General features: G+C 68.3%; 15 protein-coding genes. 5 read left to right on the top strand and 10 right to left on the bottom strand.

What is annotated here, in order from left to right; translation table 11 throughout:
• Positions 1-99 precede the first annotated feature (99 nt).
• Together DID99_RS07180 and DID99_RS07175 are read right to left on the bottom strand one after the other, a co-directional pair.
• Positions 100-927 carry a DUF2182 domain-containing protein gene (locus DID99_RS07180; protein WP_124570229.1) on the bottom strand — a complete coding sequence of 276 codons (828 nt, stop codon included), beginning with the start codon at positions 925-927 and terminating at the stop codon, positions 100-102.
• A gap of 30 nt (positions 928-957) precedes the next feature.
• Positions 958-1722, bottom strand: coding sequence for a DUF899 domain-containing protein (locus tag DID99_RS07175; RefSeq protein ID WP_124570230.1), 765 nt, complete (start codon positions 1720-1722; stop codon positions 958-960).
• 113 nt (positions 1723-1835) lie between these two features.
• Between DID99_RS07175 and DID99_RS07170 the strand changes: the two genes are divergently transcribed.
• The 3 genes from DID99_RS07170 (at position 1836) to DID99_RS07160 (ending at position 4935) form a co-directional block, all read left to right on the top strand.
• Complete coding sequence (locus tag DID99_RS07170; protein ID WP_124520213.1) at positions 1836-3056, top strand: helix-turn-helix domain-containing protein; 1221 nt, start codon at positions 1836-1838, stop codon at positions 3054-3056.
• A gap of 30 nt (positions 3057-3086) precedes the next feature.
• Entirely contained in the window at positions 3087-3770 is a 684-nt protein-coding gene (locus tag DID99_RS07165) for a glutamine cyclotransferase (protein ID WP_124570231.1), read from the top strand.
• Positions 3771-3951: 181 nt separating this feature from the next.
• Positions 3952-4935 carry a DMT family transporter gene (locus DID99_RS07160; RefSeq protein WP_124570232.1) on the top strand — a complete coding sequence of 328 codons (984 nt, stop codon included), beginning with the start codon at positions 3952-3954 and terminating at the stop codon, positions 4933-4935.
• A 63-nt stretch (positions 4936-4998) separates the two neighbouring features.
• On the opposite strand, the gene DID99_RS07155 is transcribed toward DID99_RS07160, so the two are convergent.
• Positions 4999-5322, bottom strand: coding sequence for an RnfH family protein (locus DID99_RS07155; protein WP_124520012.1), 324 nt, complete (start codon positions 5320-5322; stop codon positions 4999-5001).
• 4 nt (positions 5323-5326) lie between these two features.
• Complete coding sequence (locus DID99_RS07150) at positions 5327-5764, bottom strand: type II toxin-antitoxin system RatA family toxin (RefSeq protein WP_044843759.1); 438 nt, start codon at positions 5762-5764, stop codon at positions 5327-5329.
• A gap of 98 nt (positions 5765-5862) precedes the next feature.
• On the opposite strand from DID99_RS07150, the gene smpB reads away from it, so the two are divergent.
• On the top strand, positions 5863-6309 hold the full coding sequence (gene smpB / locus DID99_RS07145) for an SsrA-binding protein SmpB (RefSeq protein WP_050012888.1): 447 nt from the start codon (positions 5863-5865) through the stop codon (positions 6307-6309).
• Positions 6310-6590: 281 nt separating this feature from the next.
• Here smpB and DID99_RS07140 read toward each other — a convergent pair whose 3' ends face one another.
• From DID99_RS07140 to ppsA, 3 genes are all read right to left on the bottom strand, one after another.
• Positions 6591-7526: an SPFH domain-containing protein gene (locus DID99_RS07140; protein ID WP_044843761.1), complete on the bottom strand. Its 936-nt coding sequence runs from the start codon at positions 7524-7526 to the stop codon at positions 6591-6593.
• Positions 7527-7559: 33 nt separating this feature from the next.
• Entirely contained in the window at positions 7560-7994 is a 435-nt protein-coding gene (locus tag DID99_RS07135) for an NfeD family protein (RefSeq protein WP_044843762.1), read from the bottom strand.
• A gap of 210 nt (positions 7995-8204) precedes the next feature.
• Positions 8205-10604 (bottom strand): phosphoenolpyruvate synthase, encoded by a 2400-nt coding sequence (gene ppsA / locus DID99_RS07130; RefSeq protein ID WP_124486193.1) that lies wholly within the window; start codon positions 10602-10604, stop codon positions 8205-8207.
• 373 nt (positions 10605-10977) lie between these two features.
• Here ppsA and DID99_RS07120 point away from each other — a divergent pair, with 373 nt between their 5' ends.
• Positions 10978-11793 carry a pyruvate, water dikinase regulatory protein gene (locus DID99_RS07120; RefSeq protein ID WP_044843764.1) on the top strand — a complete coding sequence of 272 codons (816 nt, stop codon included), beginning with the start codon at positions 10978-10980 and terminating at the stop codon, positions 11791-11793.
• Between the two features lie 121 nt (positions 11794-11914).
• Here DID99_RS07120 and DID99_RS07115 read toward each other — a convergent pair whose 3' ends face one another.
• Genes DID99_RS07115 through lpxB form a run of 3 tightly spaced genes read right to left on the bottom strand, consistent with a single transcriptional unit; the run spans position 11915 to position 14504 of the window.
• Complete coding sequence (locus DID99_RS07115) at positions 11915-12697, bottom strand: RNA methyltransferase (RefSeq protein WP_124486192.1); 783 nt, start codon at positions 12695-12697, stop codon at positions 11915-11917.
• Positions 12694-13338: a ribonuclease HII gene (gene rnhB / locus DID99_RS07110; protein ID WP_044843766.1), complete on the bottom strand. Its 645-nt coding sequence runs from the start codon at positions 13336-13338 to the stop codon at positions 12694-12696. The genes DID99_RS07115 and rnhB overlap by 4 nt, the downstream gene beginning before the upstream one ends.
• A complete protein-coding gene (gene lpxB, locus DID99_RS07105) occupies positions 13335-14504 on the bottom strand; it encodes a lipid-A-disaccharide synthase (protein ID WP_124486191.1) in 1170 nt (389 codons plus the stop codon). The genes rnhB and lpxB overlap by 4 nt, the downstream gene beginning before the upstream one ends.
• Position 14505 lies beyond the last annotated feature (1 nt).

Below are 14505 nucleotides of genomic sequence, written 5' to 3'. Positions count from 1 at the left end.
GGAATCGGGCCGATCGCCCGCCGTTGCCGCACGACGCCGGACCTGCCGACGGCGCCTGCGCCGGCCCCGTTCGACGCGCGCCGGCAGCCCCGGGCGCCGCTAGGCCAGCCCGGCCGCGGCCCACGCGATCATCGCCGCGCCGGCGCCGATCGCGACCCCGCCGACGATCCGCGCGACGCGAACGCCGGCCGGCGCCAGCCGCTCGGCGGCGACCGCCACGGTCACGACGGCCATCACGCGCAGGTCCATCATGCCGGCCGCCAGTGCGACGGCCATCAGGTTCCCGCAGCAGGCACCGCACCGTAGCGCGGTACGCACGCCGTACCGCCACGCGACCGCAGCCCGGGCTGCCGCCCGCGGCGCGCATGCGTCGTCCGGCGCATGCCGGCAGCAAGCGAGCCGGCGCGCCTTCCAGCCGGAAAACTGCAGCACGCCCGCGCCGAGCACGATCGCGCCAGCCGCGAACGGCACCGTGGCGGCGAGCGCGGGCAGCCGCGCGGCGGCCGCCGCCCATGCAGTGCCGACCGGAAACACCAGCGCGCCGAGCGCCATCCACACGGAGAAATACGCGGTGCCCGCGACCGCGACGAACCATGCCGCACGCGCGTCGTCCGCCGCGCCGAGACGTTGCCGACATCGCCAGAGCACCGGCGCCAGCACCGGCAGCATCATCGTCACCGTCATCGCGCCCCACATCCCGGCGAATGCGGCGAACGCGCGCCCAGCCTGCCATCCGCACGGCCTGAGCCACCCGGCCGACAGCGTCCAGCCGCCGGCCATCGGCATGCCGCCCATCGCGTCCATCGATGCGTGCTGCGCGAGCGTCGCCCAGATCGCGGCGGCCCATACCGCGACGAGCGCGGCGCCGAACACCCGCCGGCCGCCGCCCGCGGCAGCAGCAACAGCCCGTTTCGTCGCCGTGCTCATCGCCCGCTCCCGCGGCTCGCCGGGCCGCGCTCAACCGCGTGCGTACTCGTCATGACGGCGCCACCACACGCCCGTCTCGTTGCGCCCGAGCGGCGCGCGATCGAGCCACTGGTACATCCCCCACAGCCCGTCGAGCCCGCGCGCGTACGTCGAATACGTGTGATAGACGATGCCGTCCTCGCGTACGAACGCGCTCATCCCCGGCCGGTCGCGCGCGTACGTCGCGGCGTCGGTGCCGCACGTCGCCGCGAACTGGGCGAGCGCGGCGGGCGGCGGGTCCATGTCCATCGCGTGGGCGGCGCGCGCATAGTTGTATTCGACGTCGCCGGCGCGCTGCTGCGCTTCGGTGAACGACACGTTGAAGTCAAAGTTGAACTCGCCGCCGTCCGACGACGCCCACGGAAAGTGCCAGCCCATCCGCTGCCGGTATGCCAGCAGCTTCGCAAGCGGCGCGCGCGACACCGCCGCGAGCGTCACGTCGTGGTTCGCGAGGTGGACCGCGAAACCGTCGAAGCCGTCGGCGAGCGCCGAGCACGACGGGCAGCCGGCCTTGTAGTCGGGGCCGAACATGAAGTGATAGACGAGCAGTTGCGAGCGGCCGCCGAACAGATCGTCGAGCGTCGCCGGGCCGCGTTCGGTGTCGAACCGGTAGGCCTTGTCGACGCGCACCCACGGCAGCGCCTGGCGCCGCCGCGCGAGTTCGTCGCCCTGCCGGGTCAGCGCCTTTTCCGCATCGAGCAGCGCGCGGCGCGCAGCCAGCCATTCGTCGCGCGTTCCGGTGAGATGGTTCGTCATTACGGGTTCCTCCTTTCGATGGATATCCGGGCACGGCACATCTGCCGTGTGCGTGGTGCTAGATTAGGACCGGGCGTCGAACCGGAGGGAGTGACAACTGTGTCGGGATTCGGATGGATTCGCTGATCACGGCCGCCGCGCGGGCGCTCGCGGCGGGCGACCCGCTCGGCGCGCTGAACCGCGTCGCGTTGCGCGACGACGCACCGGCGCTCGCGTTGCGCGGAATCGCGATGGCCCAGCTCGGCGATTTCGAGCGCGCACGCGCGCTCGTGCGCAGCGCGGCTCGCGCGTTCGGCGCGAAGGAAGCCGTCGCGCGGGCGCGCTGCGTCGTCGCGGAGGCCGAGATCGCGCTGGCGTCACGCGACCTCGGCTGGCCGTCGCGCGCCCTCGACGCCGCCTGCGCGACGCTCGACGCACACGGCGACCGCACGAACGCCGCGCATGCGCGCTATCTCGGCGTGCGCCGGCTGCTGCTGATCGGGCACGTCGGGGATGCCGAACAGCGGCTCGCGAGCCTCGATCCCGCACCGCTGCCCGCCGCATCGCGCGCAGCTCATGAACTGATCGCGGCCGGCATCGCGATGCGCCGCATCCGCCCGCACGCGGCGCGCCTGGCGCTCGCCCGTGCGCGCGCGGCCGCACGGGACGCCGGCATCGCCGCGCTGACGGCCGAAGTCGACACGGCCGCCCGCATGCTCGATACGCCGGCCGCGCGACTCATCGCGCGCGGTGCGTCGCGGCTCGTGCTGCTCGACGAGGTCGAGGCGCTGCTGGCATCGAACGCGCTGGTCGTCGATGCATGCCGCCACGCGGTGCGCGACGCGCGCACGACCGTGTCGCTCGCACGCCGCCCGGTGCTGTTCGTGCTCGCCCGCGCACTGGGCGAGGCGTGGCCCGGCGACGTGTCGAGAAACACGCTCGTCGCCGCGGCGTTTCGCGCGAGACATGCGGACGAATCGCATCGCGCCCGCCTGCGCGTCGAGATCGGCCGCTTGCGCGCGGTGCTGCGGCCGCTCGCGAACATCACTGCGACGCCGAGCGGCTTCGCGCTCGAACCGCTCGGCCCGCACGAGGCCGTCGTGCTCGCGCGTCCGGTCGACGACCGCCACGCGGCCGTGCTCGCGCTGCTCGCGGACGGCGAGGCGTGGTCGAGCTCCGCGCTGGCGCTCGCACTCGGCGTGAACCCGCGCACCGTGCAGCGCGCGCTCGATGCGCTCGCCGAAGCGGACAAGGTGCAGGCGGTCGGCCGCGGTCGCGCGCGCCGCTGGATGACGCCGCCGCTGCCCGGATTCGCGACGACCTTGTTACTCCCCGCGCCGCTGCCGGGCGACTAGGATGGGGATACCAACGACGAGGTGACAAACATGAAACGCTCCACCGCAGACATCCTCCGCGAATACGGCCCGTTTCCGGGCGTCGACGGCGTACACGGCGTCACGTTCGACGGGCGGCACGTGTGGTTCGCGTCCGGCGACAAGCTGAACGCGCTCGACCCGGAACGCGGCACGACCGTGCGCGCACTCGACGTCGCCGCGCACGCAGGCACCGCGTTCGACGGGCGCCACCTGTTCCAGATCGTCGAGGACCGTATCGAGAAGATCGATCCCGACTCCGGCCGCGTGCTCGCGACGATCCCCGCGCCCGGCGGCGGCGCCGATTCGGGGCTGGCCTGGGCGGAAGGCACGCTGTGGGTCGGCCAGTACCGCGAACGCAAGATTCATCAGGTGGATCCGCAATCGGGCGCCGTGCTGCGCACGATCGAATCGAACCGCTTCGTCACCGGCGTGACGTGGGTCGACGGCGAGCTGTGGCACGGCACCTGGGAAGCGGACGAGAGCGCGTTGCGGCGGATCGACCCGCGCACCGGGCAAGTGCTCGAACAGGTCGACATGCCGCCCGGCGTCGGCGTGTCGGGGCTGGAGTCCGACGGCCGCGACCTCTTCTACTGCGGCGGCGGCAACAGCGGCAAGCTGCGCACCGTGCGCCGCCCCGCGCGTGCAGCCGCGGCGGGCGACAGTGCTGCGGCGGCCGAGCCGGTCGAGCGCTGATCGGTTGATCGTCGAAGGGCAACGCGACCCACCGCAGCCCCCGGTCAAACAGGACCGGGTCGCGGCGGCGCTTGCAGCCGATCCTTCCCACGTCCCGCTCCCGAGTGCAGGAATGAACAAGACGCGGTCGCGCCGCCGTCGTTAAGATGCGCGCTCGTCAGTCTTTCGTTCGGAGCAGTCGATGCAGCGCGGTGTGGTGTATGGCGTCCTCGCGGGCGCGTTGTGGGGCATGGTCTTTCTCGTGCCGCGGCTGATGACCGACTTCTCGCCGCTGCTGCTGAGCGCGGGCCGCTATGCGATGTACGGCCTCGTGTCGCTGGCGGCGGCCCTGCCGGCCGCCCGCTCGCTGCTCGCCCGGCTGACCCGCGAGGACCTCGTCGCGCTCGCGAAGCTCGCGCTGATCGGCAACGTTGCGTACTACATGCTGCTGTCCGGTGCCGTGCACCTGATCGGCATCGCACCCAGCTCGCTGATCGTCGGCGTGCTGCCCGTGACCGTCACGCTCGCGGGCGTCGGCGACCACGGCGCGATGCCGCTGCGGCGCCTCGCCGCCCCGCTCGCGCTGGTGATCGCCGGCATCGTCTGCATCAACGTCGACCTCTTCACGTCGGAAGCCGCGCAGGCGACGACGCTCGGCCAGAAGCTCGCGGGCATCGCGTGCGCAAGCGGCGCGCTCGCGAGCTGGACCTGGTACGCGGTCGCGAACACGCGCTACCTGCAGCGCCACCCTCATTTCGGCGGCAACGAGTGGTCGGTGCTGTGGGGTGTCGTGACGGGGCTGATCGGCGGCCTCTGCTGGCTCGCGATCCTCGCGCTGCCGGCCGGCACGGTGCAGGCCGCCGTTCCGGCATCGCGCTGGCACCTGTTCTGGCTGCTGAACCTCGTGCTTGCGATCGGCGCGTCGTGGCTCGGCAACGGACTGTGGAACGCGGCGTCGAAGCGGCTGCCGCTCACGCTGTCCGGCCAGCTGATCGTGTTCGAAACCGTGTTCGCGATGCTCTATGCGTTCGTCTACGATCAGCGGATGCCGCGCGTACTCGAGATCGTGGCGCTCGCCCTGCTGCTGGCGGGCGTCTACGGGTCGGTGCGCCGGCACAACGACACGCATGCGGGCGGCAACATGCCCGGCAGCGCGGCCGTGAACGCGAACGTCACGGCGCACTGAGCGCCGCCGCGCCTGGTCTGACGAATCGGAACGGAGAAGATGCAGCAACGCCGACGCGACGCGTCAGCGCGCGTCCTTGTGCATCCACTTGCGGCCCTCGACGGAGCCCTCGCGGCGGGTCTTGTCGACGCGCCGCTGACGCGCGAGCTTCGGATCGACGATCAACGGGCGGTAGATCTCGACGCGGTCGTGGTCGGCGAGCGGCGCGTCGAGCGGCGCGAGCTTGCCGAATATGCCGGTTTTCGTGTGCGCGAGGTCGATTTCCGGGTGCAGCGCGAGCACGCCGCTCGCGTCGATCGCCGCGCGCACGGTCGCGCCTTCGGGCAGCGACACCGGAATCAGCGTCTGGCGATCCGGCAGCGCGTAGCAGACTTCGATCGACAGCATCGCGTCACCCCTTCCCGTAGCGCTGGTCGGCGCGCTTGACGAACGAATCGACGAACGTGTTCGCGATATGGCTGAACACCGGCCCGATGATCTTCTCGAGCAGGATGCTCGAGAACTCGTAGTGCAGCGCGAATTCGATCTTGCATGCATCGGCGCGCAGCGGGATGAAGCGCCACGAGCCCGTGAACTTCCGGAACGGGCCGTCCGCGAACTCCATGTCGATCCGCGTCGGGCGCTGCTGCGTGTTGCGCGTCGCGAAATGCTGCTTGATGCCCTTGAAGTTGATGTCGATGCGCGCTTCCATCCCGCTGTCGTCCTGACGGCGAATCTCGACGCCACCGCACCAGGGCAGGAAATTGGGGTAATCGGCCACGTCGGTGACGAGGTCGAACATCTGTTCCGCCGAATGACGGATCAATACGGTTTTCTGGACATCTGCCATAAATCGCGCGGCATCGCTCGAGGTGAGAACGCAAGCCGGGCGATTCCCGCCCTGCTTTGCTAAAATCGTGATTTTAAACGAGTTGGCCCGATCCTTTCATGAGCATCATCGACAACAGGAAAGCGCACTTCGATTATCACATCGAGGAACGCTACGAGGCGGGGCTCGTGCTCGAGGGCTGGGAAGTCAAGGCGCTGCGCGCCGGGCGCGGCCAGATCAAGGAAGGCTACGTCGTGGTGAAGAACGCCGAGATCTTCCTGATCGGCACCCACATCAGCCCGCTGCCCGAAGCCTCGACGCACATCAAGCCCGATCCGGTCCGCACGCGCAAGCTGCTGCTGCACCGTGACGAAATCAAGAAACTGATCGGCAAGGTCGAGCAGCGTGGCTACACGCTCGTGCCGCTGAACTTCCACTACAAGGGCGGTCGCGTGAAATGCGACATCGCGCTCGCGAAGGGCAAGAAGCTGCACGACAAGCGCGAAACCGAGAAGAAGCGCGACTGGGAACGCGAAAAGGCGCGCATCATGCGCGCCGGCACCTGACGCTCGGGAAAGCCAGCCTCACAAACGACACGGCCCGCTCGAAGCGGGCCGTGTTGCTGTGTGCGGTGCGAAGCGCATGAGCGCCGGCCGGACCGCCGCTCGCCTTCCGGGACGAACCGCTGCGCAGCCTGTACTGCTGACATGCGGGCGCGATCGCGCCCGAGGTCGCGCGACGATTCGCCGCATGCCGGGCGCATGACCGGCACATACCGGGCACACGAGCGGCGCACACCCGGCGACGCTCGCGGCGATCGCCGGCACGCGTAACCCGCGCGTGCCGCTCAGCCCCGCCCGCTCGCCGCCGGTGCCGCGTTCTTGACGATCGTCAGCGCCGACGCGATCGCGGTGCCGAGATCCGACAAGTTCGCCGGCACGATCAGCGTATTGCCCTGTTTCGCGAGGTTCGAGAACGCGCCGACGTACTGCTCGGCGACCTTCAGGTTCACGGCATCCATCCCGCCCTGCGACTGGATCGCGTTCGCGATCTTCTGGATCGCCTGCGCGTTCGCCTCGGCCACCGCGAGAATCGCGGCCGCCTCGCCCTGCGCCTGGTTGATCGCGGCCTGCCGCTCGCCTTCCGACTTCTGGATCGCCGCTTCGCGCGCGCCCGACGCGAGGTTGATCTGCTCCTGCTTGCGGCCTTCGGAAGCAGCGATCAGCGCGCGCTTTTCCCGCTCCGCGGTGATCTGCGCCTGCATCGCATGGAGGATCTCCTTCGGCGGCGTCAGGTCCTTGATCTCGTAGCGCAGCACCTTCACCCCCCAGTTCGCGGCGGCCTGGTCGAGCGCCGACACGATGTTGTGGTTGATGAAGTCGCGCTCCTCGAAGGTCTTGTCGAGTTCGAGCTTGCCGACCACCGAGCGCAGCGTCGTCTGCGCGAGCTGCGTGATCGCGAGCACGAAGTTGCTCGACCCGTACGACGCCTTCATCGGATCGGTCACCTGGAAGTACAGCACGCCGTCGACCTGCAGCTGCGTGTTGTCGCGCGTGATGCAGACCTGGCTCGGCACGTCGAGCGGAATTTCCTTCAGCACGTGCCGGTAGGCGATGCGGTCGACGAACGGCAGCACGATATTGAGACCGGGCGACAGCGTCGCGTGATAGCGCCCGAAGCGTTCGAGCACCCACGCATGCTGCTGCGGCACGATCTTCACCGTCTTCGACACGATCACGATGGCGATGACGAGCAGGACGACCCAGATGATCAGCGAATCCATGAAATATTCCCTCCTTGTTGTATCAGTGGACGATCAGCCCGCGGGTTTCGCGATGACGACGAGACTGTTGCCGCGCACGGCACGCACCTGATACACGCGTGCATCGTCGCGCTCGCCGGCCGCGAGTTCGACGTCCCAGTCGGCGCCGCGATACTGCACACGCGCGCGGCGGTCGTGCCACGCGTCGACCGTGACGGTCGCGCCGATATCGAGATTGACGTCCGGATTCGTCGACGTGTCGCGCTTCTGCTTGCGCCCGAGCCCCGAGCGGCGCAGCACGATCATCGCGACGATCGCGACCACGGCGGCCGCACCGAACTGCACGTGCGGCGCGAAACCGGCGAGCTGCAGCAGCGCGCCCGCGAGAAAGCCGAGCGCGATCATCAGCAGATAGAACGTGCCGGTCAGCAATTCGGCGACGACCAGCACGCCGACTCCGACCCACCAGAACAGATGCCCCGACATCATTGTGGCCTCCCGAAAAACGTCCCCGCTGCTCACTATATTCGCTGCGCGCCCGCCCGTGGGTCGCGGTCGACACGCATGACGCAACGCGGCGCGTACCGACGAAAAAAAACACCCCGGCGCTTACCGGGGTGTTTATAACACGAACCTTGCATTTTGCCTTCAACGCAAGCGCGGCGTACCGCGCTTGCGCCGAATAAGCGTTACCGACCGTTACTTCCGGTTGGCGAGCGCCTGCCACGTATCGATGATCGTGTCCGGGTTCAGCGAGATCGACACGATGCCTTCGTCGGTCAGCCATTGCGCGAAGTCCGGGTGATCGGACGGGCCCTGGCCGCAGATACCGACGTACTTGCCCATCTTGCGGCAGGTATCGATCGCGCGCTTGAGCAGGAACTTGACGGCCGGGTCGCGTTCGTCGAAGTCGACGGCCAGCAGTTCCATGCCCGAGTCACGGTCGAGGCCGAGCGTGAGCTGCGTGAGGTCGTTCGAACCGATCGAGAAACCGTCGAAGTGCTCGAGGAACTCTTCGGCGAGGATCGCGTTAGTCGGGACTTCGCACATCATCACGAGGCGCAGGCCGTTCTCGCCGCGCTTCAGGCCGAACTTCTCGAGCAGGCCGACGACACGCTCCGCCTGCTTCACGGTACGCACGAACGGCACCATGATCTCGACGTTGGTCAGGCCCATCTCGTCGCGCACGCGCTTCAGTGCACGGCATTCCATCTCGAACGCCTGCGCGAAGTCTTCGGCGATGTAACGCGACGCGCCGCGGAAGCCCAGCATCGGGTTTTCCTCGTCCGGCTCGTAGCGCGAACCGCCGATCAGCTTCTTGTACTCGTTCGACTTGAAGTCGGACAGACGCACGATCACGGGCTTCGGATAGAACGCCGCGGCGATCGTCGCGACGCCTTCCGTCAGCTTGTCGACGTAGAACTGGCGCGGCGACGCGTGACCGCGCGCGACGCTCTCGACCGCCTTCTTCAGGTCCTGGTCGATGTTCGGGTACTCGAGGATCGCCTTCGGGTGCACGCCGATGTTGTTGTTGATGATGAACTCGAGACGCGCGAGGCCAACACCACCGTTCGGCAGTTGCGAGAAGTCGAACGCGAGCTGCGGGTTGCCGACGTTCATCATGATCTTGACCGGGATTTCCGGCAGTTCGCCGCGCTGCACTTCCGTGACTTCCGTCTCGAGCAGCCCGTCGTAGATCTTGCCTTCGTCGCCTTCCGCGCACGACACCGTGACGAGCGCGCCGTCCTTCAGCACGTCGGTCGCGTCGCCGCAGCCGACGACTGCCGGCACGCCGAGCTCACGCGCGATGATCGCCGCGTGGCAGGTGCGGCCGCCACGGTTCGTGACGATCGCCGCCGCACGCTTCATCACCGGCTCCCAGTTCGGGTCGGTCATGTCCGCCACCAGCACGTCGCCCGGCTGCACGCGTTCCATTTCCGACGGGTCCTGGATCACGCGCACGGGGCCCGCGCCGATCTTCTGGCCGATCGCGCGGCCCGTTGCCAGCACCTGCGACTGGCCCTTCAGCTTGAAGCGCTGCTCGGCCTTGCCGCTCGCCTGGCTCTTCACCGTTTCCGGACGCGCCTGCAGGATGAAGATCTTGCCGTCGCGGCCGTCCTTGCCCCACTCGATGTCCATCGGACGCTGGTAGTGCTTCTCGATGATGACCGCGTACTTCGCGAGCTCGATCACGTCTTCGTCGGTGATCGAGTAGCGGTTGCGCTGCTCGTGCGGCACGTCGACCGTCTTCACGCGGCCCGGCTCGCCCGGCTGCGTGAATTCCATCTTGATCAGCTTCGAGCCGATCGAGCGGCGGATGATCGGGTACTTGTCCTGTGCGAGCGTCGTCTTGAACACGTAGAACTCGTCCGGGTTCACGGCACCCTGCACGACGGTTTCGCCCAGGCCGTAGCTCGACGTGATGAACACGGCGTCCTTGAAGCCCGATTCGGTGTCGATCGTGAACATCACGCCGGCCGCGCCGACGTCCGAGCGGACCATGCGCTGCACACCGGCCGACAGCGCGACTTCAGCGTGCGTGAAGCCCTTGTGCACGCGGTACGAGATCGCGCGGTCGTTGTACAGCGACGCGAACACGTGCTTCATGCGGTCGAGCACGTCGTCGATGCCGACGACGTTCAGGTACGACTCCTGCTGGCCGGCGAACGAGGCGTCGGGCAGGTCTTCCGCGGTCGCGGACGAACGCACGGCGAACGACAGCTCGCCCGGCGAGCCGTTCTTCAGGATTTCGAACTGTGCGCGGATTTCCTCCTCGAGACGTGCCTGCAGCGGCGCGTCGACGATCCACTTGCGGATTTCGGCACCGGCTTCGGCGAGCGCCTTCACGTCGTCGATGTCGAGCGACTCGAGACGCTTGGCGATGCGATCGGTCAGATCGTTGTGCTTGAGGAAATCGCGGAATGCGAGCGCGGTCGTGGCGAAACCGGTGGGTACGCGAACGCCTGCTTCGGAAAGCTGGCTGATCATCTCGCCGAGCGACGCATTCTTGCCGCCCACGATCTCCACATCGGTCATCCGCAACTGCTCGAACGGGATTACATACGCCTGGTCCTTTGCGACGTTTGCTGCGTTAGTCATACAAGCCCCTAAGTGTGAAAAAAATGCTCGATTGCGCAAGTGGGCTCGGACGCGGGCGCTTGCAAAAAGGCGCGGCGCGTCTTGCGCAACCTGTTGGAGAAACAATCGCAGGCGGAAATCTTCCGACCCGATTTGCAAAAATCCCGGCAGAAGGGCGATATATTCAGACGAATCGCCGAACTTGCCGGGAGTTCTGGAACGTTCGCGGCAAGTCTGGCGTGCCGTTCGCACCCCGCCCCCGCAATTGCTTATCCAACAGGTTGCCGCTATTCTACCGTGCCGGCTGCCGGATGTGGCGCGACCTTGTCACTGTGCCTGGAGGCGGACCTCCAGCCGCCCGCGCAACCGCCCTTCACGCTCGACGCCCAGATTCATGCTGCCTACCGTTTTCATCGTCTCCGACGGCACCGGGATCACTGCCGAAACCTTCGCGCACTCGATCCTCTCCCAGTTCGACCAGAAATTCCGGCTCGTGCGCGTGCCGTTCGTCGACTCGCTCGACAAGGCCTTTTCGACCGTCGAGAAGATCAACGAAGCCGCGGTGCACGACGGCCGCCGCGCGATCGTGTTCACGACGCTCGTCGACAGCGAGTCGAACGACATCGTCAAGCGCTCGAACGCGCTCGTGCTGGACATGTTCCAGCGCTTCGTCGAGCCGCTCGAGCAGGAACTGGAGCTGAAGTCGAGCCACGCGATGGGCCGCGGCCACCAGAACGCCGACACCGAGGAATACAAGACGCGGATCGAGGCGATCAACTTCTCGCTCGCGCACGACGACGGCCAGTCGAACCGCAACCTGTCGGAAGCCGACGTGATCCTGGTCGGCGTGTCGCGCAGCGGCAAGACGCCGACGAGCCTGTATCTCGCGATGCAGTACGGCGTGAAGGCCGCCAACTATCCGCTGATTCCGGAAGACTTCGAGCGCGGCAAGCTGCCGTCGGCGCTGTCGCCGCATCGCGACAAGCTGTTCGGGCTGTCGATCGATCCGCAGCGCCTGTCGGAGATCCGCAACGAGCGCCGCCCCGGCAGCAAGTACGCGGCGCCCGAGAATTGCCGCTACGAGATCAACGAGGCCGAGGCGATGATGCGCCGCGAAGGGATCAAGTGGCTGTCGTCGACGCACAAGTCGATCGAGGAGATCGCGACGACGATCCTGCAGGAAATCCGCCTCGACCGGCAGTCGTACTGACGACCGGCGCACGGGCGGCCGCCGGGCCGCCGTCGCCAGAAGCAACAAGGCCGCGTCGAACGCGGCCTTGTTTCGTGGTGCGGGATACCGCGCGGCCAACGCCGCGCGTCACGTCATCAAGTCATGCGCGACGCTGCTGCCGCACCTGCTCGAACAGGCACACCGCCGCCGCAGCCGCCACATTCAGCGACTCCATGCCGCCCGGCTGCGGGATCGTCACGCGATGCGTGGCCACGTCGCGCCAGAACGCCGACACGCCGGCGCCCTCGTTGCCGAACACCCATGCGACGGGACCGGCCAGGTCGCAGTCGTAGATCGCCTGCGCGCCGTGCGAATCGGTCAGCGCGACCGGCACGTCGAGGCGTTCGGCGAGCGCGCCGGCCTCGACATCCTCGTGGATCGACAGCAGGAAGTGCGCGCCCATTCCCGAGCGCAGCACCTTCGACGACCACGCATAGGCGGTGCCCGGCGCGCAGAACACGTGCCGCACACCGGCCGCGGCCGCGCTGCGCAGGATCGAGCCGACGTTGCCGGCGTCCTGCACGCCGTCGAGCACGACCGACGTGTGCGTGACACGCTCCGGCAGCGGCTGCGCGGGACGATCGACGAGCAGCAGGAAACCGACGCCGCTCACCACGTTCGACAGTTGTCCGAACAGCGCATCGGGCAGCGTGACGACCCGCTGCACGTCGACGCGCGCGATGATCGCCTGCGCTTCGTCGTGCGCGAGCGCGCCTTCGGTGGCGACGCACAGCTCGGGTATCGCGCCCGTATCGAGATACGCGCTGGCGAGGTGAAAACCTTCGAGCAGCGCCTGGCCGCCGCGGCGCTGCTGGGACGTCGAACCCGCAAGCGCCTTCAGGCGCTTGTACAGCGGGTTGTCGCGGGAAGTAATGCTTTTCATCGAATCAGGTCGAGTGCCGCGCGCACGGGTGCGAACGAGCGCCGATGCGCTTCGCACGGGCCGTGCTCGCGCAGCGCGGCGAGATGTTTCTCGGTGCCGTAGCCCGCATGCACGTTGAACCCGTACACCGGGAAGCGTTCGTGCAGCTCGACGAGCATGCGGTCACGCGCGACCTTCGCGAGGATCGACGCGGCCGAGATGCTCGGCACGAGCGCGTCTCCGCTGACGATCGCCTCGGCACGCACCATCAGCGTCGGGCAGCGGTTGCCGTCGATCTGCGCGAGCGTCGGCAGCACCGACAGGCCTTCGACGGCCCGCTTCATCGCGAGCATCGTCGCGTGCAGGATGTTGAGCGTGTCGATCTCGTCGACGCTGGCCGACGCGACGCAATACGCACGCGAGCGCGCGACGATCAGGTCGTACAGCGCGTCGCGCTTTTTCGCGGACAGCGCCTTCGAATCGTCGAGCCCGTCGATCGGCTGCGCGGGATCGAGGATCACCGCGGCGGCGACCACCGGCCCCGCGAGCGGGCCGCGGCCCGCTTCGTCGACGCCGCAGACGATCTCGTCGGGCCGGCTGAAGTCGAAGCCGCCCTGCACGTCGGTCGACGCGCGGCGGCGTGGTGCACGAGCTGCCGTCATGCGCGCCCCTTGCGTTGCTCGAGTACGCGCACGACCGCTTCGGCCGCCTTCGCGGCCGTGTTCTGCCGCAGCGAGAGATGCATTTCGGTAAACACTTCGGTCAGCGTGCGGCGGTTCGCGTCGTCGCGCAGCTGCGTGAGCGTCGCATCGGCGAGCGCCTCGGGCGTCGCGAAATGCTGCAGCAGCTCGGGCACGACGAAGCGCCCCGCCAGGATGTTCGGCAAGCCGACGTACGGCAGATAGCCCTGCCGGCGCATGATCTGTCCGGTCAGCCAGGGCACCTTGTACGAGATCACCATCGGCTTTTTCAGCAGCGCGGCTTCCAGCGTGACGGTGCCGCTCTTCACGAGGATCGCGTCGGCGGCCGTCATCGCAACCTGCGAGCGGCCGTCGGTGATCGTCAGCGCGAGTTGCGGATGGGCGTCGACGAGCGGCTGCAGCAGTTCGCGCAGCGCGGGCGTCGCCGCCGGCATCACGAACCGCACGCCGGGCTCGCGCTGCTGCATCAGCGCCATCGCGGCGAAGAACGTCGGGCCGATCAGCCCGATCTCCGAGCGCCGGCTGCCCGGCAGCACCGCGATCACGGGGCCCTCGGCCGGCAGGCCGAGCGCGATGCGCGCGCCGTGCGTGTCGGGCTCGAGCGGAATCTCGTCGGCCAGCGGGTGGCCGACATACGTCGACGCGACGCCTGCCTTGTCGAGGATCGCCGGTTCGAACGGGAACAGGCACAGCATGTGGTCGACGGACTTCGCGATCTTCTTGATCCGGCCGCCGCGCCACGCCCAGATCGACGGGCACACGAAGTGGATCGACGGGATGCCCGCGTCGCGCGCGGCCTGCTCCACGCTGAAGTTGAAATCGGGCGCGTCGACGCCGATGAAGGCGTCGGGCCGCTCCGCGAGCAGCTGGCGCTTCAGCTCGCCGCGAATCCGCAGGATCTCGGGAATCTGGCCCAGCGCCTCGACGTAGCCGCGCACCGTCAGCTTGTCCATCTGCCAGTGCGAGTCGAAGCCGTGCGCGAGCATCCGCTGCCCGCCGATCCCGTAGTAGCGGGTCGATGCGGGCAGCCGCGCCTGAAGCCCGCCGAGCAGCGACGCCGCGAGCAGGTCGCCCGACGGCTCGCCGGCCACCATCGCGAGCCGGAGCTGATTGGTCGGGAGCGACATC

The sequence above is a fragment of the Burkholderia sp. Bp8986 genome (genome assembly GCF_003854225.1).
In the GTDB taxonomy this organism is placed as follows: Bacteria; Pseudomonadota; Gammaproteobacteria; order Burkholderiales; family Burkholderiaceae; genus Burkholderia.
The sequence above is the reverse complement of the archived record's forward strand: the minus strand, read 5'-3'. Positions and strand labels throughout refer to the sequence as shown.

Excerpts from the sequence above, each read along its gene's own strand:
- smpB (WP_050012888.1), top strand. The coding sequence starts at position 5,863 with ATGAGCATCATCGACAACAGGAAAGCGCACTTCGATTATCACATCGAG.
- DID99_RS07155 (WP_124520012.1), bottom strand. The coding sequence starts at position 5,322 with ATGCTGTCGATCGAAGTCTGCTACGCGCTGCCGGATCGCCAGACGCTG.
- DID99_RS07180 (WP_124570229.1), bottom strand. The coding sequence starts at position 927 with ATGAGCACGGCGACGAAACGGGCTGTTGCTGCTGCCGCGGGCGGCGGC.
- ppsA (WP_124486193.1), bottom strand. The coding sequence starts at position 10,604 with ATGACTAACGCAGCAAACGTCGCAAAGGACCAGGCGTATGTAATCCCG.
- DID99_RS07175 (WP_124570230.1), bottom strand. The coding sequence starts at position 1,722 with ATGACGAACCATCTCACCGGAACGCGCGACGAATGGCTGGCTGCGCGC.
- DID99_RS07140 (WP_044843761.1), bottom strand. The coding sequence starts at position 7,526 with ATGGATTCGCTGATCATCTGGGTCGTCCTGCTCGTCATCGCCATCGTG.
- DID99_RS07135 (WP_044843762.1), bottom strand. The coding sequence starts at position 7,994 with ATGATGTCGGGGCATCTGTTCTGGTGGGTCGGAGTCGGCGTGCTGGTC.
- DID99_RS07115 (WP_124486192.1), bottom strand. The coding sequence starts at position 12,697 with ATGAAAAGCATTACTTCCCGCGACAACCCGCTGTACAAGCGCCTGAAG.
- DID99_RS07165 (WP_124570231.1), top strand. The coding sequence starts at position 3,087 with ATGAAACGCTCCACCGCAGACATCCTCCGCGAATACGGCCCGTTTCCG.
- lpxB (WP_124486191.1), bottom strand. The coding sequence starts at position 14,504 with ATGTCGCTCCCGACCAATCAGCTCCGGCTCGCGATGGTGGCCGGCGAG.
- rnhB (WP_044843766.1), bottom strand. The coding sequence starts at position 13,338 with ATGACGGCAGCTCGTGCACCACGCCGCCGCGCGTCGACCGACGTGCAG.
- DID99_RS07160 (WP_124570232.1), top strand. The coding sequence starts at position 3,952 with ATGCAGCGCGGTGTGGTGTATGGCGTCCTCGCGGGCGCGTTGTGGGGC.
- DID99_RS07170 (WP_124520213.1), top strand. The coding sequence starts at position 1,836 with ATGGATTCGCTGATCACGGCCGCCGCGCGGGCGCTCGCGGCGGGCGAC.
- DID99_RS07150 (WP_044843759.1), bottom strand. The coding sequence starts at position 5,764 with ATGGCAGATGTCCAGAAAACCGTATTGATCCGTCATTCGGCGGAACAG.
- DID99_RS07120 (WP_044843764.1), top strand. The coding sequence starts at position 10,978 with ATGCTGCCTACCGTTTTCATCGTCTCCGACGGCACCGGGATCACTGCC.